This window comes from Corallococcus caeni (genome assembly GCF_036245865.1).
GTDB lineage: Bacteria > Myxococcota > Myxococcia > Myxococcales > Myxococcaceae > Corallococcus > Corallococcus caeni.
The window spans coordinates 94,830-121,671 of record NZ_BTTW01000009.1 but is presented as its reverse complement, the minus strand read 5'-3'; the positions used below and the strand labels follow the sequence as shown (position 1 = coordinate 121,671).

24 protein-coding genes are annotated in these 26,842 nt (G+C 72.6%); 7 read left to right on the top strand and 17 right to left on the bottom strand.

The genetic code is table 11. The features are described from left to right. Positions 1–84 precede the first annotated feature (84 nt). Positions 85–1,002, bottom strand: coding sequence for a hypothetical protein (locus AABA78_RS31695; RefSeq protein ID WP_171419092.1), 918 nt, complete (start codon positions 1,000–1,002; stop codon positions 85–87). A 118-nt stretch (positions 1,003–1,120) separates the two neighbouring features. Beyond that, positions 1,121–2,659 carry an FAD-binding oxidoreductase gene (locus AABA78_RS31690; protein ID WP_338268935.1) on the bottom strand — a complete coding sequence of 513 codons (1,539 nt, stop codon included), beginning with the start codon at positions 2,657–2,659 and terminating at the stop codon, positions 1,121–1,123. Between the two features lie 149 nt (positions 2,660–2,808). Here AABA78_RS31690 and AABA78_RS31685 point away from each other — a divergent pair, with 149 nt between their 5' ends. Further along, complete coding sequence (locus tag AABA78_RS31685) at positions 2,809–3,108, top strand: hypothetical protein (RefSeq protein ID WP_338268933.1); 300 nt, start codon at positions 2,809–2,811, stop codon at positions 3,106–3,108. Here the strand turns inward: AABA78_RS31685 and AABA78_RS31680 are convergent, their stop codons facing one another. Both AABA78_RS31680 and AABA78_RS31675 read right to left on the bottom strand, forming a co-directional pair. Then, the gene (locus tag AABA78_RS31680; RefSeq protein ID WP_338268931.1) at positions 3,109–3,822 is read right to left on the bottom strand and encodes a hypothetical protein; all 714 of its coding nucleotides are present in this window, start codon (positions 3,820–3,822) and stop codon (positions 3,109–3,111) included. A 95-nt stretch (positions 3,823–3,917) separates the two neighbouring features. Beyond that, entirely contained in the window at positions 3,918–4,844 is a 927-nt protein-coding gene (locus tag AABA78_RS31675; protein ID WP_338268929.1) for an NmrA/HSCARG family protein, read from the bottom strand. Between the two features lie 159 nt (positions 4,845–5,003). Between AABA78_RS31675 and AABA78_RS31670 the strand changes: the two genes are divergently transcribed. Next, positions 5,004–5,609, top strand: coding sequence for a hypothetical protein (locus AABA78_RS31670; RefSeq protein ID WP_338268927.1), 606 nt, complete (start codon positions 5,004–5,006; stop codon positions 5,607–5,609). A gap of 10 nt (positions 5,610–5,619) precedes the next feature. Here AABA78_RS31670 and AABA78_RS31665 read toward each other — a convergent pair whose 3' ends face one another. The 8 genes from AABA78_RS31665 to AABA78_RS31630 all read right to left on the bottom strand — a co-directional run bounded on the left by AABA78_RS31665 (position 5,620) and on the right by AABA78_RS31630 (position 14,451). Beyond that, a complete protein-coding gene (locus AABA78_RS31665; protein WP_171419080.1) occupies positions 5,620–6,024 on the bottom strand; it encodes a DUF2203 domain-containing protein in 405 nt (134 codons plus the stop codon). A 118-nt stretch (positions 6,025–6,142) separates the two neighbouring features. Continuing rightward, the gene (locus AABA78_RS31660) at positions 6,143–6,961 is read right to left on the bottom strand and encodes a hypothetical protein (protein WP_338268925.1); all 819 of its coding nucleotides are present in this window, start codon (positions 6,959–6,961) and stop codon (positions 6,143–6,145) included. A gap of 93 nt (positions 6,962–7,054) precedes the next feature. Further along, positions 7,055–9,463 carry a hybrid sensor histidine kinase/response regulator gene (locus tag AABA78_RS31655; RefSeq protein WP_338268923.1) on the bottom strand — a complete coding sequence of 803 codons (2,409 nt, stop codon included), beginning with the start codon at positions 9,461–9,463 and terminating at the stop codon, positions 7,055–7,057. A 158-nt stretch (positions 9,464–9,621) separates the two neighbouring features. Continuing rightward, a complete protein-coding gene (locus AABA78_RS31650; RefSeq protein WP_338268920.1) occupies positions 9,622–10,341 on the bottom strand; it encodes a c-type cytochrome in 720 nt (239 codons plus the stop codon). Further along, the gene (locus AABA78_RS31645; RefSeq protein ID WP_338268918.1) at positions 10,341–11,594 is read right to left on the bottom strand and encodes a YncE family protein; all 1,254 of its coding nucleotides are present in this window, start codon (positions 11,592–11,594) and stop codon (positions 10,341–10,343) included. Before AABA78_RS31645 ends, AABA78_RS31650 begins: the two co-directional genes overlap by 1 nt. Then, complete coding sequence (locus AABA78_RS31640) at positions 11,591–12,235, bottom strand: hypothetical protein (protein ID WP_338268916.1); 645 nt, start codon at positions 12,233–12,235, stop codon at positions 11,591–11,593. Before AABA78_RS31640 ends, AABA78_RS31645 begins: the two co-directional genes overlap by 4 nt. Beyond that, positions 12,232–13,506 carry a WD40/YVTN/BNR-like repeat-containing protein gene (locus AABA78_RS31635; protein WP_338268914.1) on the bottom strand — a complete coding sequence of 425 codons (1,275 nt, stop codon included), beginning with the start codon at positions 13,504–13,506 and terminating at the stop codon, positions 12,232–12,234. The genes AABA78_RS31640 and AABA78_RS31635 overlap by 4 nt, the downstream gene beginning before the upstream one ends. Before the next feature lie 156 nt (positions 13,507–13,662). Beyond that, the gene (locus AABA78_RS31630) at positions 13,663–14,451 is read right to left on the bottom strand and encodes a hypothetical protein (protein WP_338268912.1); all 789 of its coding nucleotides are present in this window, start codon (positions 14,449–14,451) and stop codon (positions 13,663–13,665) included. Positions 14,452–14,731: 280 nt separating this feature from the next. On the opposite strand from AABA78_RS31630, the gene AABA78_RS31625 reads away from it, so the two are divergent. Together AABA78_RS31625 and AABA78_RS31620 are read left to right on the top strand one after the other, a co-directional pair. Beyond that, a complete protein-coding gene (locus AABA78_RS31625; RefSeq protein ID WP_338268910.1) occupies positions 14,732–15,910 on the top strand; it encodes a cyclic nucleotide-binding domain-containing protein in 1,179 nt (392 codons plus the stop codon). Between the two features lie 120 nt (positions 15,911–16,030). Beyond that, positions 16,031–17,200, top strand: coding sequence for a cyclic nucleotide-binding domain-containing protein (locus tag AABA78_RS31620; RefSeq protein ID WP_338268908.1), 1,170 nt, complete (start codon positions 16,031–16,033; stop codon positions 17,198–17,200). Positions 17,201–17,212: 12 nt separating this feature from the next. Here AABA78_RS31620 and AABA78_RS31615 read toward each other — a convergent pair whose 3' ends face one another. The 3 genes from AABA78_RS31615 to AABA78_RS31605 all read right to left on the bottom strand — a co-directional run bounded on the left by AABA78_RS31615 (position 17,213) and on the right by AABA78_RS31605 (position 22,750). Continuing rightward, positions 17,213–18,505, bottom strand: coding sequence for a YecA family protein (locus AABA78_RS31615; RefSeq protein ID WP_338268907.1), 1,293 nt, complete (start codon positions 18,503–18,505; stop codon positions 17,213–17,215). Between the two features lie 86 nt (positions 18,506–18,591). Next, positions 18,592–19,782, bottom strand: coding sequence for an OmpP1/FadL family transporter (locus AABA78_RS31610; protein WP_338268905.1), 1,191 nt, complete (start codon positions 19,780–19,782; stop codon positions 18,592–18,594). 31 nt (positions 19,783–19,813) lie between these two features. Then, entirely contained in the window at positions 19,814–22,750 is a 2,937-nt protein-coding gene (locus AABA78_RS31605) for a hypothetical protein (RefSeq protein WP_338268902.1), read from the bottom strand. Between the two features lie 201 nt (positions 22,751–22,951). Between AABA78_RS31605 and AABA78_RS31600 the strand changes: the two genes are divergently transcribed. From AABA78_RS31600 to AABA78_RS31590, 3 genes are all read left to right on the top strand, one after another. Continuing rightward, entirely contained in the window at positions 22,952–23,488 is a 537-nt protein-coding gene (locus AABA78_RS31600) for a hypothetical protein (protein WP_338268900.1), read from the top strand. Between the two features lie 106 nt (positions 23,489–23,594). After that, positions 23,595–23,903: a CBS domain-containing protein gene (locus AABA78_RS31595; RefSeq protein WP_014393223.1), complete on the top strand. Its 309-nt coding sequence runs from the start codon at positions 23,595–23,597 to the stop codon at positions 23,901–23,903. Positions 23,904–24,131: 228 nt separating this feature from the next. Beyond that, the gene (locus tag AABA78_RS31590) at positions 24,132–24,821 is read left to right on the top strand and encodes a nucleotidyltransferase family protein (protein WP_338268898.1); all 690 of its coding nucleotides are present in this window, start codon (positions 24,132–24,134) and stop codon (positions 24,819–24,821) included. Between the two features lie 77 nt (positions 24,822–24,898). On the opposite strand, the gene AABA78_RS31585 is transcribed toward AABA78_RS31590, so the two are convergent. Continuing rightward, positions 24,899–25,741 carry a hypothetical protein gene (locus AABA78_RS31585; RefSeq protein WP_338268896.1) on the bottom strand — a complete coding sequence of 281 codons (843 nt, stop codon included), beginning with the start codon at positions 25,739–25,741 and terminating at the stop codon, positions 24,899–24,901. Positions 25,742–25,905: 164 nt separating this feature from the next. After that, positions 25,906–26,799, bottom strand: coding sequence for a hypothetical protein (locus AABA78_RS31580; protein ID WP_338268894.1), 894 nt, complete (start codon positions 26,797–26,799; stop codon positions 25,906–25,908). Positions 26,800–26,842: the final 43 nt, after the last annotated feature.

The window sequence follows — 26,842 nt, the reverse complement described above, 5'->3', positions numbered from 1 at the left end:
CTGTCGAGCAACGGGGAAAAAGGAAGGGCCCCGCCCGGATGGACGAGGCCCTGGAGGGAGCGTCGGGTGCGAAGGGCGCTGGGACTACCAGTGCTTCATCACGTTCTTGATGCCCTCGCCGACGTTCTTGATGCCCTCGCCGACGTTCTGCACCGCGTTGCCCACGCCCTCGACGGCGTGCTTCGCCGCGTCGCCAATCTTGCCCACGTCCACGGAGAAGCCGAACTCCAGGCTGGCGCCGATGCCCAGCGCCGCGCCCACGTCGAAGTTGGCGGACAGCTTGCCGTCCTTCAGGCCGACGTTGGCCTCGAACTCCACGCCGATGCCGGCGAACGCCTCCGCGCCGGCCGTGACGGTCGCGGGGCCAATCTCCTGGCTGACCTCCGCGCTGGCGCGGGCGCCGGCGAAGGCCTCACCGTGCACGGAGGCCGCGGCCTGGCCGTGCAGCGGGTCCAGCACCACCTGGCCCGTGGCGGTCGCCTCGGCGCCCACGTTGCCCTCCGCGCCCCACTCGGAGCGGCCCAGCGCGCTGTCCGCGTGGCCTTCCACGGAGCCGCGCACCAGGTCGGCGCGCGCGTCCACGGAGCCCTGCGCGCCAATCTTGCCGTGCAGCGGGTCGATGGAGACGTTGCCCTGCGCCGCCACGTCCGCCGTCAGCACCTGGCCTTCCACCGTGTTGTGGAAGTTGCCGTTCACGTCACCGGAGGTGTGCGAGCCGGAGGCCGCGGTCCAGCTCTTGTTCCACTCGCCCTGCGCCACCGTCTTCTCGAAGCGGCTGGTCTCCAGCTGCTTGTGGATGTCCGCGGTGGTGTTGGGGTTCGCCTGGTTGCTGGTGCTGACGCGGTTGCCCTGCACGCCGCGGTTCAGGTCGATGGTCGCCTCGCCCTGGGCCCGGCCTTCCTTGTGCGCCTGGACCTCCTTCCGCACCAGCTTGCCGTGCTCCGGGGGCGTCGTCGTGGTGTTCCGGAACACGGGGCGGTAGCGGTTGGTCTCGATGGACATGGAAGCGGGCTCCGGCGGCGCGAGGCGCGGTGGGGGAATCTTGTGACTTGAGACTTTATCGGCGGCGCTCCCCAGAAAGTTTCCGCTCCTCTTTTTCTTCGATGATCCGCGCCGCCCCTCAGGACTCGGATCTCCCGGGAGCCAGGATTCCCTCGGGGTCCAGCGCCGCCTTCAGCCGCCGCCGCACCTCCGGGGAGTCGTCCCGCACGGGCGGTGTGGCGCCCTGTGCCTGGAGTCCGGCTCGGGTCAGGTGGTACCCGGCGTCCGCCAACTCGCGGGTGAGGGCGCGGTAGCAGGCCTGGGCGCGGGCGTCCTCGCCCTTCGCGTCGCGGTCATAGGCGAGCGCGGTGATGAGGTAGAGGCAGCGCGGGGAGAAGGCGAGGAGGGCCAGGTTGGGCTCGAAGCCGAAGAGGCGGGGGACGCGGTCGGCGATGTCCGTGGCGCGCTTCGCCTCCTGTCCGGTGAAGGGGACGGCGACGCAGCACCAGATGAAGCCGCAGCGGTCCCGGTCCGGGTTCGGGTCTTCGGGCTGGGGCGTGCGCTTGCGCCAGTAGGTCATGGCGAGGTTGGCCTCGGAGGGGACGCCCTGGAAGCCGCCGTCGCCGTCCAGGACCTCCGGCCCGAAGGACAGCGGGCGGAAGGCGCCCTCCAGGGCCCGCGCGAGCCGCTTCTCCAGCAGCGCTCCGAACTCCGCGTCCGGGGCGGTGAGGGTGCCGCTGATGGCCCAGCGGCCGAAGCCCTCGCGGAACTTCTCGCGGGCCCAGTCCGGCAGGGGCGTGCGGCCCACGGCGGCGTAGGGGTACTGCTGGGTGACGCTGAAGGCCTTGATGTCGTTCCAGAAGAAGAAGCTGCCCTTGAGCGTGCCGTCCAGGGCCAGCGCCTGGAGCCGGTCCACCATGTCCCAGAGCTGCGCGTCGTCGTTCACGGCGCAGACGAACTCGCGCAGCCAGGGCTGCTTGCGCGCCAGCCAGAACGTCATCCGCGTCACCACGCCGAAGGACGACTGGCTGAACAGCCCGTCCAGCACCGGGCCCAGGCCCCAGCGGAAGACGGGCGCGGCGCGCGAGCCGGGGAAGCGCGCGTGGCCCGTCTCGATGCGCTCCCCCGTGGGCAGGACGACCTCCAGCGCGCAGACGTGCTGGAAGATGTCCGCGTTGGGGCCGCGCCCGTCGCCGCGCTCCAGCGCGTTGCCCACGAGGCTCGCGTCCGGCGAGCCGCCGATGGTGGTGATGAAGTTGGAGGACTGGCGCTCGCGCAGGTACGCGGCGGCCTGGCGGAACGTCACGCCCGGCTCCACGGTGAGGTACGCGAGCTGTTCGTCGTGCGCGAGGACGCGGTTCATGCGCCCCAGGTCCAGCAGCACGCTGCCGTCGCCGGGGGGCACGCGCGAGCCGTAGCCCCAGTTGCGGCCGGCGCTCACCGGGTACACCGGCACGCGGTGCGCGCTCGCGATGCGCAGGCACGCCTGCACCTGGGCGGTGTCCGCGGGCCGCACGATGGCGGGGATGCGCTGGGTGGTGGCGAAGGTGGCCGTCTGCGCGGCCTCCAGCGCCTCGGGGTCCACGACGACGTGCGCGTCGCCCACGGCCTCCCGCCACGCGGCCAGGGCCGCACGCAGGCCCGCGTCCACCGGCGCCTTCGCTTCCGTTTCGCTCACGGCGCCGCAGTATGCCCGCGCGGGCGTCCCCCCGCTGGCCCCCCGGGCGGCGAGCGGGCGGACAGGCCCCGGGCGGTGAGGGTCGCCGGGTGGACACCGGCCGTGGTCGCCTCCCGCCGCGTGTTCATCTTCGGCGTGGGGAGGTGTTCATGGTCGGCTTCATCGCGTCGCGCAACGGACGGTGGCTTCGGATTCTGGCGGGCACGGGCATGGTCCTGGGCGGACTGGGCTCCGGCACGCCCCGGGGCGCGCTGGTGGCGCTGACGGGCCTGGTTCCGCTGCTGGCCGGCGCGCTGGACCTGTGCCTCCTGGGGCCGCTCATGGGCCTGCCCCTGCGGGGCGCGGACCTGCGGCGCGCGCTGGGGGAGCCGGAGGACGCGCGGCTGCTCGACCTGGCGCACGACGGGGGGCGCTCTCCCTACGCGCCGCCCAGCACGCTGCTGCACTAGCTACTTCGTGCTCACCTGGAAGGGGATGCTGAGCGAACCGAACGGCTCCCCCGTCTGGGCGTCCACCAGCTTCACCTGGAGCGTCACCGCGTTCTCGCGGCGGGCCACGCCCTGGAAGTAGAGGAAGCCCTCCTGCGTGCCGCCGGGCTCCAGCGTGCCCTCCGGCAGCGCGTTGTTGAGCATGTCCTCGGTGGGCAGCGGCTGCTCGTAGTACGGCGGGTAGTAATAGGGGGAGTAGAAGGGGCTGCCCCAGGGGCCGCCGTACCACCCCGGTCCCCAGCCCCACGGCCTGTAGGGGTAGCCGCCGCCCACCCACAGGCCGCCCCGGGTGGCCAGGGCCGGGCTGTAGCGCGGGGGCGCCTCCGCGTCGCGGGAGGACACGGTCCCCCGCAGCGACAGAGGTGGCAGGGCGCTGTAGCGGAAGCGGGACTCCTTCCCCACCAGCGAGAAGTCCGGGTACTGGATGCGCAGCGGGTGTTGTCCCTGGTTCTCCAGCCGGACGTAGACGGGGGTGACGCGGCGCTCCAGGTCGGACGGCGAACCCCTCCACGCCGAGCCGTCCGCCGTCAGCCGCACGCCCTCCTGTTCCGTGATGGCGCTGCTCTTGCCGTTCTGGAGGATCCCCGCCTCCGGCGTGGGCCGCAGCTTCGTCTCCGCCGCGCAGCCCGCCATCAGGCTCAGCGCCAGCGCCCCCAGTCCCAGTGCTCCCCGCATCGCATGCCTCCTCGCGTTGAAGCTAGGGAGCGCGGCGTTCAGGGGACGACATGCCTCGCGCTCCCTCCCGGAGTGCGGACGGGCGGCCGGGGCCCTCAGGGCTGGGGCGTCACCGGCTCCGCGGCGGCGGCGGGCCAGGAGGGTGCCTTCACGAAGCCCCAGTCCTGGTGGCGCGCCCAGGTCTCGAAGTTCTGCCAGCCCACGCCCAGGTAGTTGTTGCGCAGGGTGAGGATGTCCGCGTGGTAGCCCACGCGGTCCAGCCACTCGAACATGGCGGCCAGGTCCTCGCTCTGCTGCTGGAGCTGAGCGAGGGGAATCTGTTCGTAGTGGATGCGGTGGCCGCCCACCATGGAGAGCAGCGCGGCGGCCTGCTGGCCCGTCACCTCGTCGGAGGCGACCTCGATGCGCTCGCCGATGAAGCGCTCCGGATCCCCCAGCACGTACATGGCCAGGCCGGCCAGGTCCTCCACCGCCACCATCTGGAGCCCGCGCGTCGCGGGCAGTCCCAGCGCCAGCCTCCCCTCCGCCAGCAGGTCGCGCGTGGGCGGGTGGAGGAGGTTCTCCATGAAGAAGGTGGGGGCCAGGATGGTGAAGGGCATGTCCCGCCGCTTCAGGTACAGCTCCACGGCGTGCTTGCTGTCGAAGTGCGGGATGCCGGTCAGCTCGGACGCGCCCGCCACGGAGGAGTAGACGAAGTGCCGCACGTTGGAGCGCTTCGCCGCGTCCGCCAAGTTCTTGCCGTGCTGGACCTCCGCGTCCACGCCGCCGGCCCCGAAGGGCGTGGCCATGGCGTAGACGGCGTCCACGCCGCGCATGGCGCTCTCCAGGGAGACGGGGTCGTCGAAGTCCCCCTGGGCCAGGGTGACGCCGGGCCTGCGCAGGGCGCGGGCCACGGGGGCGTCCACGTCCCGCACCAGCGCCACCACGTGATGCCCCCGGTCGGCGAGCTTGCGGAGGACGGCACCGCCCTGCTGGCCGGTGGCGCCAGTGACGAGCACGGTGATGGAGAAATCCACGGGCATGGCTTCAGACCTCCGGACGCGACGTGTCACGGAAAACTGGAGACGCCCCGTCCCATTGGCGAGGGCCGCGAGCCGCACTGTCCGCCCCCGAGCACAGGCTCCCGAGGCAGGCAGGCGGCCGTCGGGGAGGGGCGGGCGGCGTGGCATCCTCCCGGCCCCATGAGCAAGCGTGACACGCCCCCTGCCTCCGAACTGGTCTCCGCCGCCCAGGCGCTCGACTCCGAGCTGCTGCGCTTCGAGGCGCTGTCGGAGCAGCTCAAGGAGGCCCCCCTGACGTCGGAGAAGCAGCTGGAGCGCGCGTCGAAGACGCTCAAGGACCTGGCGGACCTGGACGACGCCTTGCGCATGCGCGTGGGCGCGCTGGTGCAGGCCATCACCGGGGTGCGCAACCGGCAGCAGGCGCAGGCGGACGCGGTCAACGTGCGCGCGCAGGAGCTGCAGCAGCGCACGGAGGTGTTCAAGGACCTGCTCACGCGCTACGGGGCGCTGGGGCAGAGCGCGGCGGACCTCAACGGGCGCATGCAGGAGTTCGCGTCGCTGCGCCAGCAGGCCACGCGCACGGCGGAGGAGGACGCGCGGCTCACGGAGGTCTTCACGTCGCTCCAGGCGCGCATGGCGGAGGTGGCGGACGAGGCGGCGACGCTGTCCACCGCGGCGGAGGAGGCGAGGTTCGCGGACATCGGCCGGCAGGCGGAGTCGCTGCGCCAGCAGCTCTTGTCCGCGCGCAACAAGCTGGGCCTGCTGCACCAGAGCCTGGGGACGTGAGCCGTCCGCGTCAGCTGAGGTAGGTGGGCTCGAAGTCGTCCGGGCTGTCGATGGGGCGGCGGCCGGAGAAGCCCGCCTTCAGGTCGTGCCAGTGCGCCACGGCGTCCTCGCCGTAGCGCCAGCAGAGGTAGACGGGCTCCTCGCCGCGCCGCGCGTGGAAGTCCACCAGGCCGTCCGCGCCCTTGATCTCCAGGCCCATCTCCTGGAGCGGGCCCAGCTCGCCGCGGATGCGCTCCAGCAGCTGCTCGCGCTCCTCGCGAAAGGCGCGGGTCTCCGCGGTGTCGGGCGGGGCCTCGGGGGCGTCCAGCACCTCCGCCAGCTTCTGCACGCGCTCCACCCAGGGGCGCACGCGCCCGAAGGTCTTCGTCAGCAACGGCACCAGCCGGCTGGCCTCTTCCACGCTGAAAAAGCGCATCGAGGGGACAGCATGCAGTGCGCGCCCCCCGCTGACCACCACCTTCCCGGTGGGGCGGGGTGGGTGTGTCACGGCGGTGTCGACATGTCTGAAACATGTCAGCCGACGGGACGGACGGTCACCCGCGTCGCAGTGATGACAGGTTTTCCAGGAGCCAGCGCCAGGCGGCTTCGCGCAGGGGGAAGGCGGCCTCGCGGGCGAGGAAGGCGGGGGTGTGTGCCGCGGCGCAGCGGCCGGCGGCGTCGTGGAGGTCCTGGCCCGCGTCCTGGCCCGCTTCAGGGCCCGCTTCATGGACGGAATTGGCGGCGGCGAGGTCCGCGTGCAGCAGGGCGTGGAAGACGATGAAGTCCACGACGAAGGCGGGCACGGTGGGCCGGTCCAGCGCGGGGTGGACGCGCACCTCGCGCAGGCGCGCGTCGTAGCCGCCCAGGTGGATGGTGCGGCGGGTGCGGCGGGCGGGGCGGCGGGCCCAGCCCACCTCCACGCCGTGCACGCGTCCGTCGAAGTACGTCGCGTCGAGCCGGGCGTGGACGGCCTTGAGGTCGAAGCACCGGCCGCGCGTGCGCAGGGGGGCGCCGGGCCTGCGTTCACGGCGCACCTGGCCGTGGTGGGCGTGGCTGAAGGCCTCCAGCACCTCGCGGGCGGCGGTGTCGCCGGCCACGTAGAGGGCCAGGGCGCGCACCACGGAGTCCGGAGCCTCCAGGAAGAGGTGGTGCAGGCGCAGGCGCACGCCATCCGCGAGGCGGCGGTAGCTCACCAGGGTGGCGCGGTTGTCGGTGAGGCGCAGGTGGACGGGGAGGCCCAGGAGGGCGGAGACGCGCCGGGCGAGCTCCGCGGCCCGGGGCAGCGCGTCCTCGCGCGAGGGCAGCGAGCGCGCCGCGGCACTCCCGGGCGCCGGGGCGTCGAACATCGCCAGTTGTCCGGGCGGCGGACGCATGCCGGGAAGGTAAGCCCTGCCCCCGCCCGCTGGCCAGGAGGATGCGGCCCGCCGTGTCCGGCGTCCTACGTGGCGCGCGGGGGTGATCGGCCGTCACGCCTTGGGGAGCGGCTGGTACCGGCCCGCGAGCGACGCGAGCACGGCGAGCAGTTCCCCGGGCTCCACGGGCTTGGGCACGTGGCTCTGGAAGCCGGCGCGCAGCACGCGGGTGCGGTCCTCGGAGCGGGCGTAGGCGGTGATGGCCACCGCCGGGGTGCGGCCTCCCTTTTCATCCGGCAGCGCGCGCACCTGCTTGATGAAGCCATAGCCATCCGTGCCCGGCATGCCGATGTCGGAGACGAGCACGTCCGGGTGCTCCACCTGGAGCACCTGGAGCCCCTCCGCCGCGGAGCCCGCCGTCGCCACGTGCGCTCCGCTGTCCTCCAGGAGCGTGCGCAACAGCTCGCGCGCGTCCTCCTCGTCGTCCACCACGAGCACCTTCACGCCGCCCAGCTCCGGAGGGGGCATGGGCGCCCGGCCGGGCACCGGAGGCCGTGGCAAGGGCGGCATGGCCGGGTCGCGCGGCTGCGTGACGGACACGGGCAGGCGCACCGTGAAGGTGGCGCCCCGGCCTTCTCCCTCGCTGGCGGCGGAGACGGTGCCGCCGTGCATCTCCACGATGTGCCGCACGATGGACAGCCCCAGCCCCAGCCCGCCCGTCTTGCGCGTGGTGCCGCTGTCGGCCTGGCGGAAGCGCTCGAAGACGTGGGGCAGGAAGGCTTCGGGGATGCCCTGGCCGCTGTCCTCCACGGTGAGCTCCACGGAGGAGTTGCGCCGCGCCACCACCAGCCTCACGTCGCCGCCCCGGGGCGTGAACTTCACCGCGTTGGACAGCAGGTTCCACACCACCTGCTGGAGCCGGTGCGTGTCACCCATGACGCTGCTGGAGGTGTCCACCGTGGCCCGCACCTGGATGCCGCGCGCGTCCGCCGCGGGCCGCACGGACTCCATCGCCTGCCGCACCACCATGGACAGGTCCACCGGCGCCACGTCCAGCTTGAGCTTGCCGGACACGATGCGGCTGACGTCGAGCAGGTCCTCGATGAGCTGGCCCTGCGCGCGCGCGTTGCGCTCCATGGTCTCCAGCGCGCGCTCGCGGCGGGACTCGGGCAGGTGGCCGGTGCGCAAGAGCTGCACCCAGCCGAGGATGGCCGTGAGCGGCGTGCGCAGCTCATGGCTGACGGTGGCGAGGAACTCGTCCTTGAGCTGGTTGGCCTCCTCCGCCTCCTTGCGCGCGGCGCTCTCACGGGAGAGCAGGGCCTCGCGCTCCATCTCCGCCTGCTTGCGGTCGCTGATATCGATGACGCTGCCGATGTAGCCCAGGAACTGCCCCTCCGTGTCGAAGCGGGGCGAGCCGGTGTCCACGGACCAGTGGTACTGGCCGTCCGCGCCGCGCAGCCGGTAGTCCAGCCGGAAGGGCCGCCGGGCGAGGCTGGAGTCCAGGAAGGTCCGCCGCGTGCGCTCCAGGTCGTCGGGGTGGATGGCGTCGAGCCAGCCGAAGCCCAGCCCCGTGGCCTCCGTCTGGCCGGTGAAGGCATACCAGCCCCGGTTCATGTAGGTCGTGGCGCCCTGCGTGTCCGTCACCCAGAGCATGACGGGGGCGTGGTCCGCCATGTTGCGGAAGCGGGCCTCGCTGTCGCGCACGGCCTCCAGCAGGCGCTCGCGCTCGTGGGCGACGGCCTTCTGTTCGGTGATGTCGCGCGCGGCGGCGTAGATGAGGCCCAGCGCGGGCACGGGGCGCGAGGCCCACGCGAGCCACCGGTAGTGGCCGTCGCGGGCGCGGAAGCGGTTCTCGAAGCGCAGGCTGGGGATGCCCTGGGAGAGCTTGCGCAGCTCCGCGCGGGTGGCCTCCTGGTCGTCGGGGTGGACGAGCTCCATGAAGGGGCGCTGGTAGAGCTCCGTCTGGGTCCACCCGAGCACGTGGACGAAGTGCTCGTTCACGCGCTTGAAGTACCCGTCCATGCCCGCGATGCTGAACATGTCCGGGGACAGCTGGAAGAAGCGCTCGCGCTCCTCGGCCTCCGCGTGGTGGCGCTCGGCGCTGTCGGACGCGAAGGGGAGCGAGGCCAGGGCCATCGCCTCGTCGATGGAGGCGCAGAGCACGCGCACCTGCGACAGCGGCACGTCCACGTCCGCGCGCTCGGCCCGCGCGAGGATGCAGTCGCGCAGGAGGGCGTATTCTCGCGTGACCAGGGTCACGTCGGCGCCCAGCCGCAGGCGCTGGCGGCCATGGGCCTCGGCGGCCTCGCTGTGGTGGAGCGGGCCGCTGTCGGGCTCCTCCTCCGCGTGCACGAGCGCGGCGTGCAGCTCATCGAGGAAGGCGGGCAGGGCATCGATGATCTGCTCGCGTGACAGGCGCAGGGTGGAGAACAGGGGCGTCACGCGGGCGACCCACTCCCCGACGAGCGCTTCGCGGTCGGTGTCCAGCAACCTGGCCAGGGACGAGGCAGCCGTGCCCCTCATGGACGTGCGCCCTTCCGCGGAAGGGCCCCGCTCCTGTGAACCCGACGAAGCCATGAGTGGCTTTAGAGGTGAGGCGGCCCGGAGCGCATGGGCAGGGGCGGGGAGCCTGACGCCTCCCTCCTTGCCCGTTCACCTGTCAGGGAGCTGCGGCCGGACGGCTACAACCCCAGGTACGTGAGCAGCGCGCCCAGGTCCGCGTCGGACAGGGCCTCCGTGCCGTAGGGCGGCATGTTGCCTCCCACGCCGAAGAACTGCCCGTGCCGCACCTTCTCGATGACGACCTGCGCGTGCGGGATGCCCGGGAAGAGCCGGTCGTAGTCCTGCGTCACCTCCGGCAGCAGCGACGCCAGCTCCGTCAGCCGTCCCTCACCGGTGTGCGTCGCGCCGTGGCAGCTCTGGCACGCCGCCCGGTACACCGCTTCTCCTCGCGCGATGTCCCCCCGGGGCACGTCCTGGATGTCCTTCACCACCGTGAACGGCAGCGCGGGCGCCCGCGCGTCCGGGCTGATCCGCGACAGGTACTCGTACAGCGCGCGGGAGCGCGGATCCTCCGCCTCCAGCTTCGTCACCCCGCGCATGAAGTTCACGTAGCAGAAGTTCACCGCGTCCAGCAGGTGCGTCTCGTAGCCGCCCCACCAGCTGGGCCGCGCCGCCACGTTGTAGAGCGAATGGCCGGAGTCGATGCGCCCCGCCGGCGCCTCCGGCGTCGTCACGTGGCACGTCGCGCACGAGAAGCGGTTGAACGTGCTCTCCGACAACCGCGCGTCCTGGAACAGCGCCTCCCCGAAGTCCGCCGCGGCCCGGGGCTCCACCTCTCCGCCGCACCCGGCCAGCACGCCCACGAGCAGCGCCGCCACACCCCCACGCAGGCCCCGCATCACGGCTGCCCCCGCAGCAGGCTCACCGAGTCCGGGAAGAGGCCCATCTGCACCGTGGACACCACCGTGCCCTCCGCCAGGTCCACCACGTGCAACGTGCCCGGGCCGATGTGGTCCCCCTCGCAGACCGCGAGCCCGTGGCGCTCGTCCGGGGTCAGCATGAACTGGTGCACGTTGACACAGCCCGCCTGCGACAGCGGCAGCGTGCGCGACACCGTGGACGTCGCCGCGTCGATGACCGCCACCGCGTCCTCCTGCTGATAGGGCAGGTACAGCGTGCGCCCGTCCCGCGTGAACGCGCCGAACATGGGCGCGCCGCGCAGGTACACCGTGCGCTCCGGGTTCATCGTGCGCGTCCCGGGCTCCAGCACCTGCACCTGCTTGCTCGCCAGCGAGCTGACCCACACGTCTCCCGTCGTGGGCGACACCGTCAGCGCGTACGGCTGGTGGCGCGGGTTCGTCGCCGTGCCGGAGCCTGACGCCACCTTCACGCGCGTCACCGGCATGCCCTCCGCCGCCAGGTCCACCACCGCGACCTCGTCCGACCAGCAGGCCACGTACGCCGTGCGCTCGTCCGCGGACAGGCGCACCGCGTGCGGCGCGGGGCACACCTTCACCCGCGCCTTCACCGTCATCGTCTCCGCGTCGAGGATGGCCAGGCGCGCGACCATGTCCTCCTCCGGCCCGCCCTGCCGCGCCACGTCCGCGATGCGCAAGAGGTCGAAGTGCGTCTGGTACAGCGTGCGCCCATCCGCGCTGACGATGACGTCCCCGGGGTTGCGGTCCACGCGCGCGGACGCCACCAGCCGGTTGTCCTTCGCGCTCAGCTTCAGGCAGTAGCCGTCCGCCGTGCCCGTGCCGTGCGCGCCGTGCGGACCGGAGCCGCCGCCGGGCACGTAGTTGGAGATGCCCACGTAATAGAAGTCCCCAGCAGGGGACACCGCCGTGTGGTGCGGCCCCTCCAGTTCCACCGGGTTGAGCCCCACCGGCACGCGCGCCAGCTCGCCCCAGCCCGGCGTGCCCAGCCCGTCCATGTCCAGCAGGCTCACGGAGTCATCCAGGCTGTTCGTCACCAGCAGCCGCCCGGAAGGCCCCGGAGGCGGCACCGCCGAGCCTCCCCGCGTCCACGGGTCCGCATCCGCGTACGTCAGCGCGGGCACCTCCAGCGTGCCCTCCGCCCGGAGCGCGCCGTCGTTGCACGCGGCGAGCGCCAGCGCGCAAAGCCAGACGCCGAGCCTCGCGCGGCGCCTCACCTGGCCATCCCCATCGAGAAGGGCACCGGCGTCCCCAGCGTGTAGGGCCCCTCCGTGATGCGGTTCTGCACCAGGTACGCGCTCTCCACCTGCACCGACAACGCCTTGCCCGCCGCGTCCTTCACCGTCCGCCAGGAGCCGTCATCCAGTTGCCACTGCAATTCGGTCGTCAACACCTGCGCGATGGGGCACTCGCTCCCCTGCGCGTAGACCTTCACCCAGTACAGGTCGCCCGTGTACGGCGGCAGGTGGGCCTCGGCGGTGGGCAGCACCCAGTTCCCCAGCCACGCGAGGACGGAGCGCTTCGACTCGCGCGGGTGGCCCTCCAGCGAGGGCACCATGCGGCCGGGTCGCTCCCGCGACGCGCGCAGCGGGGACGTCCACTGCCACAGCGGCGCGGCCTGGTCCGTGAAGTACGACTGCCCGGACCCGGGCGACACGAGCGTCACCGCGCGCGAGCTGTCCTGGGGCTGGTTCCGCGCATCCACCAGCGTGCGCCAGGCCTCATCCGTGGCGCCGCCCGCGTACAGCGGCTCGTCGCACGCCGTGGCGTCGGTGTCGTCGTCGCCGTTGCAGGCGCTCAGGGCGAGCAGCGCGACGGCGGTGATGCTCCACGGCAGGGACGTCTTCATCGGCTTCATGGGCATGGGTCCTCGCGCCGCCGGCCGCGACGCAACAGGGGAAGGAGGAACAGGGGAAGCAGCGTACTCGCGGGCGCGGCGGCGCAACCGGAGGAAGGCTTCGGGGCAGAGGGCGTGCCCGCGTCTTCCACGGGCTGCACGCCCGCATCCGGCACGCCCGCGTCCGGCACGCCGTCCGGGTAGAGGGGCGCGCCAATCGTCTCCGCGACCTGTGGCCAGCGTGACGGGCACAGCTCCCGCACGGGCGTTCCCACCGGGCACTGATGGCTGCCTTGAATCTGCTCCAGGCTGAAGAGGGGCTCCCAGGTGGTGCCCTCGTCGCTGCTGCGCGCCAGCGACCAGTCATGGAGCCACGGCGAGCCGCAGCCGTAGAGGACGTCCCCCACGCGCGTCACGCACGCGTTGCCGGTGGGCAGCGTCAGCTTGGAGAAGGCGCCGCCCTGCTGGCTGCGGAAGAAGGCGTTGTACGTGGCCACCCACGCGGTGCCGCCGTCGGCGGAGACGTCCATGTTGACGAAGACGTCATCGATGCCCGCCCCCGAGCGCGCGACGAAGGTGCGTCCCCCGTCCGTGCTGTGGAGGATGTGCGTGGCGCCCTGCGCGGACACGCGCGCCCAGACGCCGTGCGCCTGCGTCGGATCCGTGGCCGTCACCACGAAGTCGAACGGGCGCACCAGGTCCGGGAAGGTCTGGGGCAGCTCCTCCCACGTCTCGCCCGCGTCGTCGCTGCGGAACAGGTACATGTGCGCCGTGTCCGACGCGGACACGTAGAGCGTGCGCGGCTCCGCGGTGGACACGCGCACGGAGGAGAAGAGGACGCCGGCGCGCTGGAGCGACAAGGGCCGCCACGTCTGCCCGCCGTCCTCCGAACGGAACACCCCGTTCGTCGCCGACGTGGATCGGCCCGTGGTCACGTACAGCACCGCGTCATCCGTGGGGTGCACGGCGAGCCCCGTCACCCACGTGTCCTTGAACGCCGGGTGCGACGCCCACGAACACGCGCCATCCTTCGAGGACAGCAGCGCGTTGCCGGTGGCCGCCAGCAGCTCCCCCGACTCGCGCCAGACGAAGGACTCCGGGCGCCAGCCGCCATACCCCATGGCATCCGGACACACCCAGCGCCACGTCCGCCCACTGTCGCGCGAGATGACCGCGCCGAACGTGGCGCCGACGAAGTAGTCCTCGGGGTGGCCCTTGCGCAGCGTGACGTTGGACGTCTCCGGCAGGCCCGCGTGCGCCCAGGCCGCGCCGGACCCCAGGAGGCCGGCCACCGCCGCCCCCCTCCAACCCCCCGTGACTCGTGGCATTCGCATCCGGCGCTCCGGGGCAGGCCTCATGGCCCCCCCACGATAACGCCCGGACCGCGCCTGGATAGCGGCGCGGATGGCCTGCTCAGCAGCGGAGCAACCGCGCGCTCCCGGCTCCCGTCACGGCTCCCGCTCCCGCTCCGACTCCGGCTCCGACTCCGGCTCGGAGCCCGGCCGGTCCAGGATGGTGAGGGTGGCGACCCCCACGTTCGCCGTGAGTCCCGACGGCTGGACGCAGGCCGCCAGCGTGGTGAGGGTGGGCACGGCGGTGACCAGGCGCACCCCGTGGCCCGCGTGACGCCCGGCGTCGATGGTCCCCTCGGACGTGAAGACCCGCATGGCGCCATCCGCACGCACCTCCACGTGGTCCAACCGCACGGAGGACCTCTCCCCGGTGGACCACGTCACCGTAGCGATAGAGGCCCCGCCCGTGTTGCCGATGCACGTCGCGCGCTTCAGGTGCAGGGTCTCCAGCCCCACGGACGCCACCACCACGCCGTCGTTGACGGGGCAGCCGCTGAACTGGAGCGACTCGCGCTGCACGGTGTCCCGGGGCGTGGTGAGCAGCAGGCCCGGACGGTAGGCCTGCTGGAGCGACCCCGAGCACACCACCACCGGCGCCTCCCCCAGCGTCCGCGCCGCGTCCTTCATCGACGCCGGCAGCTCCGACTGGACCAGCGCCTCCTCGCCCCACACCGCGTCCTCCGCCGGGGCCGCGTCCCCTTCCGCGCTCGCGGCCGGGGCCTCGGCCCGCACCGGGGCTTCGGGCGGCTCCGGCTCCTGGGCGCCAGCGGCTCCCGACGCGAGCAGCAGCAGGCAGCCCGCGCGCGCGGCGGCGGCCCGCGCGCGGCGGAGGTAGGACGACTCCAGGACCGGGAGGCAACGGAAGGCAGCGGGGCGTGTCGTCATGGGGAAGACACCTTGGGTAGGAGTCCCTTGGGGAAGGGAGACCGGAATATGGGGAATCCCTCTCAATCCAGACAGCCACCCTGAAGCGCAGGGTTCATCCGACCCCCAACCTCTCAGGTTCCACGCAAGCAATCCGAGCAGTGGACAGTGTGTCCAAGGCCCGCCCCATCTACCCGTGATGACTGGCTTTCCCTGTTTCAGGATGCTACGGAATCAAGGTCCCGGACCCCGGTGGGGACGTCCATGGTCCGCCAGGGTGTCCGGGGGGAACGACAAGGCCGTGACTCCAGACGATTCGAAGGCGGGCGACGTGGCCGTGGGGCCTGGCTCCAGCGTCACGCGCGGGGTGTGGGCGCGGGTGCTGAAGGGCGCGGTGGGGGAGGCGGTGCGGGCCTACGAGGCGATGGGGGCGGGGCAGCGCGAGCGGGTCCTGGAGGAGGCGCTGGCGGTGCCCGCGGACACGCGCACCCGGCTGGTGGAGGTGCTGCGGCAGGCGCGCGACTTCGCGGGCGCGGCGCGGCTCCTGGAGGCGGATGGCGACGACGCGGGCGCGGCGCCGCTGTACGAACAGGCCGGAGCGCCGCTCCTGGCGGCGGAGGCGTGGCTGAGGGTGGGAGAGCAGGCCCGCGCGGCGGCGGCCTTCGAGCGCGCCGGTTCGCTGGAGCAGGCGCTGGCGCTGTACCAGGCGCTGGGCGCGCGCGAGTCGCTGGCGCACCTCTTGGGCCGCATGCACCGGCCCATGGAGGCCGCGCAGGTGTTCCGGGTGCTGGGCAACGCCCACGCGGAGCTGGAGATGCTGCGCGCGGTGCCCGCGGACGACGCGCAGCGGCCGGAGGCGGTGCTGCGCATGTGCGAGCTGCTGGACGCGGAGGGCGCGACGTGGCGCGCGCTGGTGCTCCTGGCGGACGGCATCAAGCACGCGACGGGGGCGGGGCTGCTCTTGCTCCAGGCGGAGCAGGCGCGGCTGCTCCAGCAGCTGGGGCTGGCGTCGGCGCCGGAGGGCGCAGCCGCGGCGGAGAAGGCGCCGCCGGTGGTGGATGGCTATGGCTATCTGAAAGCCATTCCCATCTTCGATGGTCTGTCTTTGGAGGACATGCGCGACCTCTACCGCCTGGCCCGGCCCATGTTGCTGCCGGCGGGGACGACGGTGCTGGAGAAGGGCGCCAAGGGGATGGGGCTGGTGGTGCTGCTGGAGGGCATGGTGAGCGTGTCCACCGGCCCGGGCCCGGACGCGCGCCAGCTCAACATGCTGGGGCCGGGCGCGTTCCTGGGGGAGATTTCCCTCATCCTCGACGGTCCGGTGTCCGCGCACGTGCGCGCGCACACGGTGGTGCGGGCCCTGCGCGTCACGCGGACGGACTTCCAATACTTCCTGGAGACGCACGAGGCCGCGGCCCTGCGCATCTACCGCCTCTTCACGCAGAGCCTGGCGGAGCGCGTGCGGGATTTGAGCAGCTGACAGCGGGGCGGCCCCGCCGCCGGGTGTGAACCAGGACACCCCGCCGGGTGGTGTTCGGTGACACCCGCCGGGCCCTCCGAACGGATGCGTGCGCCGCGCGGCTGGGTTACAGAGGCCCGCATGGCGGACTCCCCACACGCGCGGTCGTTGAAGGCCCAGGCGGCGACGCTCGCCGCGGAGGGGAAGCTGGAAGCGGCGCTGGCCGGCTACCGGGACGCCCTGCGCGCGGAGCCGGAGGACGCGGAGATCCACCAGCGCGTCGCGGAGCTGCTCGAGTGGCTGGAGCGCACCCCCGAGGCCGCCCGCGCCTACGACGACGCGGCGCTCGCCTGGACCCGCGCGGGGGGCCTCTTGCGCGCGGTGGCCGCCGCGGTGCTGTCGCGAGGCCTGAGGGGTTCGCGGGCCCAGACGGTGCGCACCCTGGCGGAGCGCTTCGCCCTGCCGCCCGGCGCGCTGGCCCCGACCTTCGCCTGGGTCCCCGACGGCAAGGACGCGGGCGTGCCCGTCCTCTCCGGCGTGGGGCGCGAGGCCTTCGTGGCGCTCGTGGACGCGCTGGAGGTGCGCGCCTTCTGGCCGGGCCAGCGCGTGGTGGAGGAGGGCCAGCCGGGCGACTCCATGTTCGCGCTGGTGGAGGGCCGCGCGGAGGTGGCGCGGCGGGTGGAGGGCAACGCGCGCCAGGTCGTCGCCACGCTGGGGCCGGGGGACTTCTTCGGCGAGGTGGCGCTGGTGTCCGAGGGGCCCAGGCTCGCCAGCGTGGAGGTGCGCGAGCGCTCCGTGCTGCTGGAGTTCAAGCGCCAGTCCCTGGCCCGCGTCAGCGCGGCGCACCCGGAGGTGGAGGCGGCGGTGCAGGCCTTCTACCAGCGCCGGCTGGTGGACAACCTGCTGCGCACCAGCCCCCTGTTCACCAACCTGCCGCCCGCGCTGAAGCAGGCCATGTCGCGCGAGTTCGACCTGCGCGTCATCCCCGCGGGCCAGGTGCTCCTCACGCAGGGGCAGCCGGGGGACGCCTTCTACCTGCTCTTGCGCGGCCAGGTGCAGCTGTCGCTGGAGCAGCCGGGCCGCATCGTGTTGCTGCCGGAGCTGCGCGAAGGGGACGTGTTCGGCGAAATCTCCCTGCTCCTGGACAAGCCCGTGTCCGCGACGGTGCGCACGAAGACGGCGTGCGTGGTGCTGCGCCTGGAGCGCGCCGCCTTCGAGCGGCACGTCGTGAGCCAGCCCGGCCTCAAGGGCCAGCTCATGCGCATGGGCACGGAGCGCCTCCAGCAGACCGCGAAGGCGCTGTTCGTCTGAGACCCTGAAGCGTCAGGCCTCCGCGTCCAGCCGCACGGGGTGCTCGCGCAGCCAGTCCTGCGCGCGGCGGATCCGCTCCGCGCCCTCCGCGCGGCCTTCCTTCTCCAGCAGCTGCCGGTAGGGCTCCAGCTGCTCCGGCGTCCACGCGGGCAGGGCCTTCAGGTCCGCGAGCGCGACCATTTCCTCCGCGCTCCGTCCCCGCGCCTCCTGCCGGGCGGTGAGCAGCGCCGCCAGCACCAGCCGCGCGGGCTCCGCCTCGAAGGCGATGGCCGCGTCGGTGAGCCACTCGCGCGTGGGCTCGTCCGCCGCCGGGTCCTTCGCCCCCGCGCGCATCCGCTCCAGCATCCCTTCGAGGAACTCCGGATCCACGGCGCCCTTCACGGCGCGCAAGAGCCCGGCGATGACCTGCCGCCGGCCCTCCGGGTCCTTGGGCTGGGACTTCATCGCGCGCAGGGGCTCCCACAGCACGCAGGTGAGCCACAGCTCCTCCTCCGGGGAGAAGACGGACGGCGTGGCGGCGTCCCTGAGCTTCGCCTCCACCCGCTGCGCGCGCTCCTTCGCCTCACGGGAGATGCGCTCCACCAGCGCGGGGTCCGCCTGCACGTGCTTCACCAGCGCGTCCAGCTCGCCCGCCTCCGCCTTCCGCAGGGCCTCCGCGGCCTCCGGCGTGAGGGCCTCCGGCTCCATGTTGGCGACCAGGGACTCGTACTTGCGCACCACCTCCGCGTGCTTCTGGCTCCACTCGCGGAACTGCACGTCGAAGACGACGTCCAGCACCGGGTTGTCCTCCGGCCGCACCTTGCCCGTCTTCTTCGCCGCCGTGGCCAGCAGCGCGCCCACGCACAGCGCCCGCCGCTCCTCCGTCGTGCGCCCGGCGCGGGCCGCCTGCGCGAGCAGCCCGGCGCCCAATTTCTCCTGGAAGCTCCGCGTGCCCAGCTCGCGCACCACGCCCACGCGCAGGCTGTTGCGGGCCTCCATCGCGTCCAGGCCCTCCTGCGCGGCCAGCTTCGCGAGCGCCTGGCCCACGTGGTCGCTGAAGGCCTTGTCGTCGTACCGCAGCCCCGGTTGGGGCCCCGCGCCCGCGAGCAGCACGCCCAGGTGCTCCAGCGCCTGCGACAGGCGGGACACGTCCGCGTCACCCAGCAGGGCCATGGCGCCCTCCAGGTCCTGCTTCAGCGGGTGGGCGGGGGCGGAGGCAGGAGGCGTCGCGGCTTTCGCGCGGTCCTCGGCGGCGTGACAGGCCTTGTACTTCTTCCCGCTGCCACAGGGGCACGGGTCGTTGCGGCCGGGCTTGGAAGGGCTCACGGCCCGGCACCGTAAGCGAAAGCGCCCGGCCCTTCCACGAACGGAAGGAGCCGGGCGCCCCGGTGCTTCAGGATGCGTTCAACCGGTTACTGGGGGGTGAAGCCCAGCGTCAGGCCGAACACGTGCGCGGAGCCGGAGTACGTGCCGGGAATGCCCGGCGCGGAGCTCTCCTTGTCCGACAGCGCGACGAACTGGTAGCCCAGGTCCGCGCGGAACGGCTTGAGCTGGTAGCCCACGCCCGCCGTCACCTTGATGCGGTTGGCGTCCGGCAGGTCCGGCGTCAGCGTGCTGTTGGGGCTGGGGGACGGGTCGTACACGAAGCCCGCGCGCACCTGCAGGGCCTCCGTCACGCCGTACTCCGCGCCCAGCGAGTACTTCCACTTCGCGTGCCAGCGCTTGGGCAGCGGGTTGTCGATGGCCGGGTTCTCGAAGCGGATGGCCAGCTCCGCGAACGAGGACCAGTCCACCCAGCTCGCGTCGAACGCCAGCATCAGGTTGTTCAGGGGCCGGTACGCCAGGCCCGCCGTCACGGTGGACGGCAGGGTGACGTCCGCGCTGGCGGTCTGGTCCGTCAGCCGGCTCTGGAACTCCGCCGGGATGTTCTGGAAGTCCGCCTTGCCCTTGAACTGGATGTCCACGGCGCTGCGGTAGTGCAGGCCCATGTCCAGGTTGTCCAGCACCTTGGCCTGCACGCCCACGTTGAAGCCGGAGCCCCAGTCCGCGCCACCCAGGTGGATGGAGCCCTCGCTGTTCACGAAGTCCAGGCCGCGCGTCAGCTCGATGGTGGCCCGGGCGATGTCCAGACCCGCGCCGAAGCGGAAGCGCGGGTGCAGCTCATACGCGAACGACGGGTTGATGTAGTACGTCGCCAGCGAGGACTCGTAGCCGCGGAAGCGGCCGCTGAAGCCCTCTTCCCACCGGCTGCGCGCGCCGAAGGGCGTGTACACGCCCACGCCGAACGCCGCCTTCTCGAACGGCTTGTAGACGACGAACAGGTGCGGCGGCGGCGACAGCGTGGTGCGCTGCCCTTCCGCCTCCTGGCCCGGCCGCTGGAACGTGATGCTGGGGAGGATGCCCGTGTCGCCCAGCGTGATGTCCAGCGTCTTCACGCCGACCATGTTGGCCACGTTGTAATAGATGGAGGACGAGTCCTCCAGCCATGCCGTGGCCGCGCCGCCCGTGCCGGTGGCGCGTGCGCCCTGGGTGTCGATCTGGAAGCCCGCGGCCTGGCTGGTACCGGCCGCCAGGATTGCCACGAGGGAGAGTGTCTTTTTCATGGGTGTTTGATTCCTCTCTCAGTGGTTGCCGTTACTGCGCCACGGTGCCGGTCGCCAGGAAGCCGATGATCTGGTCCTGGGCCGCGTTGCGCACGGCCTCCGGGATCTGCGGGTTGTTGAGGAACGCGTGACGGCCGGCCGCCGGGATGGCGCCGATGACGCTCTCCGGGAACATGTACGAGGCCACCGTGCGCGGAGCGCCCGTGCGGTTGGCCGCGTTGATCAGCGCCAGCGTGTTCGCGTTCGGGATGACCTGGTCACCCTCGATGTACTGGACGAACGTGCGGTGCACGTTGGGGTCCGTACCGGCCACCGCGGCGTTGTCCAGCAGGTAGGCGTAGTTGCGCGCATCCGCCGGGTCCAGGATGGTGCCCGCCAGGCTGATGAACGTGTCGAACGCCGGGGTGCCCGGGTTGACGCCCGCGGAGGCGAGCGAGCCCAGGAACGCGGTGCGCTGCGCCGCGAAGGCAGGCGCGGTCAGCAGCACGCCGGCCAGGTTGCCACCGGCCACGTTGAGCACCGAGCGGCGCACGCGCGGGGACACCGCGGTGGACATGGTGCCCATGATGCCGCCGAGGCTCTGGCCCAGGTAGTCCACCTGCGCCGCGTTCAGCTTCACGGCCGCGTTCAGCTCCGTGCTGCCCAGCACGCGCAGCAGCTGGCTGAAGTCCACCACGTGGTGGCGGAAGTTGTCGCGGGTGGTGAACAGGTTGGTCAGGTTCAGGAAGTTCCAGCCGGAGATGGCCGGGACGCCGGAGCTGTTGCGGGTGAAGTCACCACCCTCGCAGCGGTTGGTGGCCGCCACGCAGCGGCCCTGCGACGGGGACACGACGCTGGAGCAGTACACGTCGGCCGGGACGCCTGGCGGGAGCGCCGCGGCGCTGCAGTCCGCGGCGGTCGTCGGCGTGCGCGACACGCAGCGGCCGTAGGACAGGCTGGCGGGGTTGTTCTCGCAGCGCTGGGTGGAGGGGTTGGCGCACGCGCCGTCGTCGCCCACCGTGCCCGTGGTGCCCAGCACCGTGGCGGAGCCCACGCAGCTGGTGCGCTCACCGTGGTAGACGGCGTCCATCGCGACCACCGCGTAGCCCGCGCCGTTCATCTTGTTGGCCACGCCGAGCACCGCGGTGCGGTTGCTCGTCAGGCCGTGGCCGAACACCAGCACCGGCCAGCCCGTGGCGGGCGCCTCGCCGGCCGGCACGAACAGCATGAACGGGAAGCGCGTGGGGCGCGGCTCGGCCGGGTTCAGCGTGCCGAAGGGACCCGTGAGCAGCAGAGGCGTGTTGGCCTGCACCTCGTAGACCGCGCCGACGTTGTCGCTGGGCAGCCCCGAGCCGGTCATCGCGCCCTTCACCTGCGCGGTGATGGGGAGGATGTAGTTGGGCGAAGCCGCCGCCCCGAGCGCGCCGGGCAGCGCGTACAGCTGCTGCAGGATGGACGTGGTGCTCTGGGTGGTGAACGACCAGCCCAGGGCGATCTTGCTGCGCGGCAGGCCCGCGGCGGCCAGCGCGTCGAAGTACGGCTTGTAGGCCGCGCGCACCGGCTCCAGCGCCTGCGCGAGCGAGTCCGGCACGGAGGAGATGGTGCTCTTGCCGTTGGCGAACACCGGGTTCGCCAGGCGCATCAGCGCGAACGCCGTGGCCGGGGCGACGTTGCGGCCCTGGGTGTCCTTCAGGTCCGTGGTCAGCGCCGCGCCGTACTGGGTGGCGCCATCCAGCGGCGCCTTCGGGACGATCTGCAGCTGCTGGGGCACGGCGACGACGCCCGCGGTGCCCACGCTGGTGCCGCAGTCACCGGTCTTGTTCACCAGGCAGGGCGCCACGTCCGGCTTGGTGCCCTTGTCCAGGTTGGACAGCTTGAAGAACTTCACGCCCGCGGCCAGCGACGCCGGATCCACGGTGGGGACCGGGCCGTCCGCGGCCTCGCGGAACATGGTGCCGTCCAGCACGCCCTGCGCATCGCCGTTCTCCGACACGATGGCGCCCGTGGTGGAGAAGCCGTCCAGCGTGTTCAGGCCCGTGAACAGGTCCTGCTGCAGGCCCGGCGTCGTCGGGACGGGGAAGTTCAGGTGCGCCGGCGTGGTGGCCGTGGCCGGCACGCGCAGCAGGTCGTTGGGGAAGGGGATGATGGTGGGGACGCGCGCGTTGGCCGCCAGGTTGATGGTGGCCTCCGGCTGGTTGACGATGGAGAAGGTCCACAGCAGGACCACGTCCTCGCGCTTGAAGCCCTTGGCGACCAGGCCCTCGATGAGGGGCGCGTAGCCGCGGCGCAGCTGCTCCAGCTGGATGGCGCTCTGGGTCTGGGCCGCCAGGCGCTTGGCCGGATCCGTCTCCGTGGAGGGGATGATCTCCGTGGCCGGGGCGCAGTCCGGCGAGGTCAGGTCCTCGCAGGTGACCAGCGGCTTGGCGGAGCTGGCGAAGGCCCACGTGGCGGACCCGATGATGGGGTGGCCGGAGGTGGTCTTCAGGCCGTTCTCACCGCCGATGAGCGCCACCGCGTAGCGGCCGCCCTTCGGCCACGCCGGCAGGCCGGTGTTCGGATCCACCGGGGGGATGAGGTTGATGAGGTCCGTGTCCTCGTTGTACGCGATGGTCGGCGTCACCGGCTTCTTCGCCAGCGGCGTGCCCGCGTACAGGTCGATGAAGACGACCGTCCGCGCGTTCACCGTGAACGCGTCCAGGTCCTTCACCTTCGTGGACGCGATGGCGGACGTCGGGAAGCCGTTCAGCGAGTTCAGGTAGTCGCGCGTGAACTCCTGCTCCGCCGCGGACGCCGCCGGGTTGATGGGCGCGTTCACCAGGCCCGTGGCCCGGTTGATGGCCAGGTCGTTGGGAGAGGGAACGACGGCGGGAGAACCCGTGGGATCGAACTCCGCGAGGCCGACGTTCGTATTCGGAGCGTCCTGCGCAATCTCCGGCGTGCAGGCAACGGCTCCCAGGGCCATGGCCCCGAGGAACAGCGATTTCTTCATGGTGGGAATCCCCTCCAGCCCAAGGTGAACTGCTGGAAACAATGCAGTGAGTAGCACGCCCTCTCCCGGTCACAAAGTGAGAGGGATTGACGCGGCGAGTCAGCTATGGGGCGGCGCCGCGTGCACACGGGTGGACGTCTTACGCGGCGTGTGCGGGAGCGGTGCGTGACGCGCGGGGGAACGGGGCTACGCTGCCGCCCCATGAGACGACTGCTGACTGTGTTGGCGATGACCGTGGCGATGGGCGCGAGCGCGGAGGAGGCCGGAGGCCTGACGTGGAGTGCGCCCGCGGAGTGGGCCGCCCAGCCCACGCGGCCGATGCGCGCGGCGACCTACAAGGTGCCCGCGGCGAAGGGAGACGCGGAAGACGCGGAACTGGCTGTCTTCTACTTCGGGCAGGGCCAGGGCGGCGCGGTGGACGCGAACGTGAAGCGCTGGGTGGCGCAGTTCCAGAAGCCCGACGGCAAGCCCCTGGAGGACAAGGACGCGAAGACGAAGCAGGAGAAGGTGAACGGGCTGCCCGTCACCACGGTGGAGGTGAAGGGCACGTACGCGGGCGGCGGCCCCATGATGGGCCCGTCCACGCCCAAGCCGAACTTCAAGCTGCGCGGCGCCATCGTGGAGGGGCCGGAGGGCGCCCTCTTCTACAAGCTCACCGGGCCGGAGAAGACGGTGACCGGCGCGGAGAAGGGCTTCCGCAAGATGCTGGAGTCGGTGAAGCCGGCGCCGAAGAAGTAGGGGCGGGCAGGCGGATCCGCGGGGCTCGCGGACGTCGGCAAGCGGATTGCTAAGGCCCTCCGGCACACGGCGCCCGAACGCCGAGCACCGGAGGCCTCACGTGTCGATGTGCCGCAGCCCTGAGTTCCAGAACCTCGTCTCCCGCGCCATCACCCTGTTCCCGGAGGACACCGTCCTGGGAGCGCTCCAGCAGATGTACCGCCACGGCGTGCACGTGCTGCCCGTGGTGGAGGGGCGCGGGGGCGACCTGCTGGGCGAGGTGACCGAGGACGAGCTGCACCGCGTGGCCCGCCGCCGTCCGCTGGCCCGGCTGGCTGAAATTCTGACCGTCAAGGCGCTGGCGGCGCCGGAAGAAACGACCGTGGAGACGGCCGCCCCGCTGCGGCTGGCGGCCTCCAGCGGCTGGCTGCACTGAAACGCCTTCGCGTGCCCATCCATCGCGGGGGAGGGGAAGCCCGGTGGCCCGTCCGGCTGACCGCTGGTGGACACCCACCCTTGCCGAATGGGCCTCCAGCCAACACCTCCTCGTGTGACTGGCGGCTGTCTGACGACTCGTACTGGCGGGCGGGCTGCAATCCCGGAAGGAGGTCAACAGCCTGTTGGCGGTGCCCCCGGCTTTCCGTCGAGGGCGAGGAGGCGGGTCATGAAGGCAGTGGCGATCATCCTGGCGGCGGGCAAGGCCCGGCGGATGTCCCACCCCAAGGCGCTCATCGAGCACGAGGGAGGCAAGAGCTTCCTTCAGTCGCTGGCGTCCACCTTCGGGAAGGCGGGGTGCGGGGTGTTGGGCGTGGTGGGCAGTGAAGAGGCCGCGGTGCGCGAGCAGCACCCGAGCCTGGAGTTGGTGACGAGCAGGGACTGGGAGAAGAGCCTGCTGGCGTCCGTGAAGGCCGGGCTGGAGGCGGCCATGGCCGAGGACGCGGACGTGGTGCTCCTGCACCCGGTGGACATGCCCGCGCTGCGGGTCACCACCGTGAAGTCCATGCTCAAGGACATGGAGCGCGGCGGCACCGAGGGCGTCATGGCCCTCCGGCCGGAGTACGACAACGCCACGGGCTGGCCGGTGGTGCTGTCCCGGGGCGCGGCGCGCAAGCTGTTCGAGGCGGAGGGCGAGGACCTGGAGGCGGCGCTCAAGGCGCTGAACCCGCGCCGCCTGAACGTCAAGGACCCCGGCGTCATCGTGAACATCAACACGCCGGAGATCTACGGGCGCGTCTTCAGCACGGAGGTCAAGCTGGCCCCGCCGCCCAAGCGGCGCATGAAGCGCGCGGGGGCGTCCAACGGCGCCGGGGCGGACACCACCCCGACGTCCTACGCGGCGTCGTCGGAGGAATAGCGCGGCGCGCGAAGAGGCTCCCGGGGCCGCACGGTGCGGGAGGGACCCCGGGAGTTTTTACTTCAGCCTTCCGGCCTTCAGAACGACAGGCCCAGGCCCAGGTAGGGACCGGAGAACAGGTCCGCGTGCACCACGCCGTCGTCCAGCTGGCCGGCGTCGCTGAGGTACAGGGTGCGCCAGCCGCCGCGCAGGTTGAGAGCGCCCAGGTGCACCGCGAGCCCGGCCTGCATGTCCACCTGGCGGTGCGGGAAGGGCACCGCCTGGATGCGCGCCTCGATGTCGAAGGGCGACGGGCCGATGCAGGCCTCCAGCGATGCGGCGAAGCTGGGGCCCACGAAGATGGCGTCCGGGGCGTGCGCGCTGGCGATGCCGGCCTCCAGGCGGAAGCGGCCGCGCTCGGTGGACCACGGCGAGATGGTCAGGTGCGCGTCCAGCAGCGTCAGCCGGTCCGTGTCCTCCGAGCCGTCATCCGCGCTCAGCGCGATGCCGCTCACGCGCGCGTCCATGCCCCAGCGCTGGCCGTCCAGGGCCATGAAGAAGTCCAGCGCGCCGCCGGTGTCGCCGAAGCTGTCGCCCTGCACGTTCAGGTGCACGAGCGGCGCGGGCCTGGGCGCGCGAGCCCCCCGGGGGGCCGCCACGCGCGCGCGGCGGTGGTAGCTGGCCGGGCCGCTGACGAAGAGGACGTCGAACCAGCCCACGCCGACGCCGGAGGCGCGCACGCTGGAGCGCACCGGCGCGTCCGAGGCGTAGCGGCCCACCGGGGTGGCGCGGTGCTCCTGCTTGTCGTCGTCCTTGTCGTCGGAGCCCTTCGCGTCGGAGGTGCCCGGCCTGGAGCGCTTGCCGAAGCGGGCCTCCGCGGGCGCGGACCCCAGCAGGACAGCGACGGCGAGCGCGGCACACAGCGTCTTCCAGAAGCCCACGGCGACCCCTCCTCTTCCTCATGGGCCCACGGGATGGGCCGCGGCATCTGGACGCCTGCTCGCCCGGAATATTCAACCCCTGGCACCCCGCGGGAGACCAGGGCCCCCGGGGTGGGGGGCGGTGTCCGGAAGGGGGCATGTGCACCCCCGGACACCCGGGCGTCCTAGAAGACGAAGCCGGCGCCCGCGTAGGGGCCCACGAAGCGGTCCACGTGCTGGACGCCGTCCACCTTGCCCGCGTCGTCCAGGATGAGCCCGCGCACGCCGCCGCGCAGGTTGAGGGCGCCCAGGTGCACCGCCAGGCCCGCGCTCGCGTCCAGCTGCCGGTAGCTGCCGGCGGTGCCCTGCACGCGCGCCTCCACGTCCAGCGGGCCCGCCACGCAGACCTCCAGGGACGTGGCGAGGCTGGGGCCCACGAAGGTGATGTCCGGCGCCACCGCGGTGGAGACGCCGCCCTCCACGCGCCAGCGCATGCGGTCGGTGGACACGGCGGCCCAGGTGAGGTGCACGGTCGCCAGGCGGAGCTCATCCGTGCCGCTCGTGCCGTCGTCGGTGGGCAGCGTCAGTTGCGTGCCCTGCACGGCGAAGCCCAGCGCTTCGCCCTCGATGCCCAGGAAGACGTCTCCGGCGGTGCCGCCGCCCATGGCGCCGACGTTGAGGCCCATGCGCACGTCGAGCGGCGGCGAGGGGGCCCGCTGGCGGACGGCCATGTCCACGGGCCGCGCGCCTTCGGAGGTGTCCACGGCGATGGCCAGCAGCTCCGAGGCCGCCAGGAGGGCCTCGCCGTAGGACTCCGCGGAGTACGAAGACCGGCTGTACGCGGGCGCGGTGTCGCAGCAGTCGTCGTCGCTCGGGGGCGGCGAATAGGAGGGGGCCTCGTCTTGTGAGCTGGAGCGGATGGGCGTCGCGGCGTGGACCTTGGAGCCCTTGTCGTCGTCGTCCTTCTTGCTGTCGGAGGTGCCTGACGACTTCTTGCCGAAGCGGGCCTCCGCGGCGGGCGCGGCCAGGAGGAGGCCGGCGGCGAAGGTGGCGCACAGCGCGGGGCGGAAGGCGGACACGGGAGGCTCCGGGGCGGGGGCGGGGAGAGGCCCCACTGCGCCC

Bases quoted from the DNA above. Each gene is read 5' to 3' on its own strand.
- AABA78_RS31595 (WP_014393223.1), top strand. From the start codon at position 23,595: ATGTGCCGCAGCCCTGAGTTCCAGAACCTCGTCTCCCGCGCCATCACC.
- AABA78_RS31660 (WP_338268925.1), bottom strand. From the start codon at position 6,961: ATGCGTCCGCCGCCCGGACAACTGGCGATGTTCGACGCCCCGGCGCCC.
- AABA78_RS31685 (WP_338268933.1), top strand. From the start codon at position 2,809: ATGGTCGGCTTCATCGCGTCGCGCAACGGACGGTGGCTTCGGATTCTG.
- AABA78_RS31680 (WP_338268931.1), bottom strand. From the start codon at position 3,822: ATGCGGGGAGCACTGGGACTGGGGGCGCTGGCGCTGAGCCTGATGGCG.
- AABA78_RS31640 (WP_338268916.1), bottom strand. From the start codon at position 12,235: ATGAAGCCGATGAAGACGTCCCTGCCGTGGAGCATCACCGCCGTCGCG.
- AABA78_RS31600 (WP_338268900.1), top strand. From the start codon at position 22,952: ATGAGACGACTGCTGACTGTGTTGGCGATGACCGTGGCGATGGGCGCG.
- AABA78_RS31665 (WP_171419080.1), bottom strand. From the start codon at position 6,024: ATGCGCTTTTTCAGCGTGGAAGAGGCCAGCCGGCTGGTGCCGTTGCTG.
- AABA78_RS31605 (WP_338268902.1), bottom strand. From the start codon at position 22,750: ATGAAGAAATCGCTGTTCCTCGGGGCCATGGCCCTGGGAGCCGTTGCC.
- AABA78_RS31675 (WP_338268929.1), bottom strand. From the start codon at position 4,844: ATGCCCGTGGATTTCTCCATCACCGTGCTCGTCACTGGCGCCACCGGC.
- AABA78_RS31695 (WP_171419092.1), bottom strand. From the start codon at position 1,002: ATGTCCATCGAGACCAACCGCTACCGCCCCGTGTTCCGGAACACCACG.
- AABA78_RS31670 (WP_338268927.1), top strand. From the start codon at position 5,004: ATGAGCAAGCGTGACACGCCCCCTGCCTCCGAACTGGTCTCCGCCGCC.
- AABA78_RS31620 (WP_338268908.1), top strand. From the start codon at position 16,031: ATGGCGGACTCCCCACACGCGCGGTCGTTGAAGGCCCAGGCGGCGACG.
- AABA78_RS31590 (WP_338268898.1), top strand. From the start codon at position 24,132: ATGAAGGCAGTGGCGATCATCCTGGCGGCGGGCAAGGCCCGGCGGATG.
- AABA78_RS31655 (WP_338268923.1), bottom strand. From the start codon at position 9,463: ATGAGGGGCACGGCTGCCTCGTCCCTGGCCAGGTTGCTGGACACCGAC.
- AABA78_RS31650 (WP_338268920.1), bottom strand. From the start codon at position 10,341: ATGCGGGGCCTGCGTGGGGGTGTGGCGGCGCTGCTCGTGGGCGTGCTG.
- AABA78_RS31610 (WP_338268905.1), bottom strand. From the start codon at position 19,782: ATGAAAAAGACACTCTCCCTCGTGGCAATCCTGGCGGCCGGTACCAGC.
- AABA78_RS31630 (WP_338268912.1), bottom strand. From the start codon at position 14,451: ATGACGACACGCCCCGCTGCCTTCCGTTGCCTCCCGGTCCTGGAGTCG.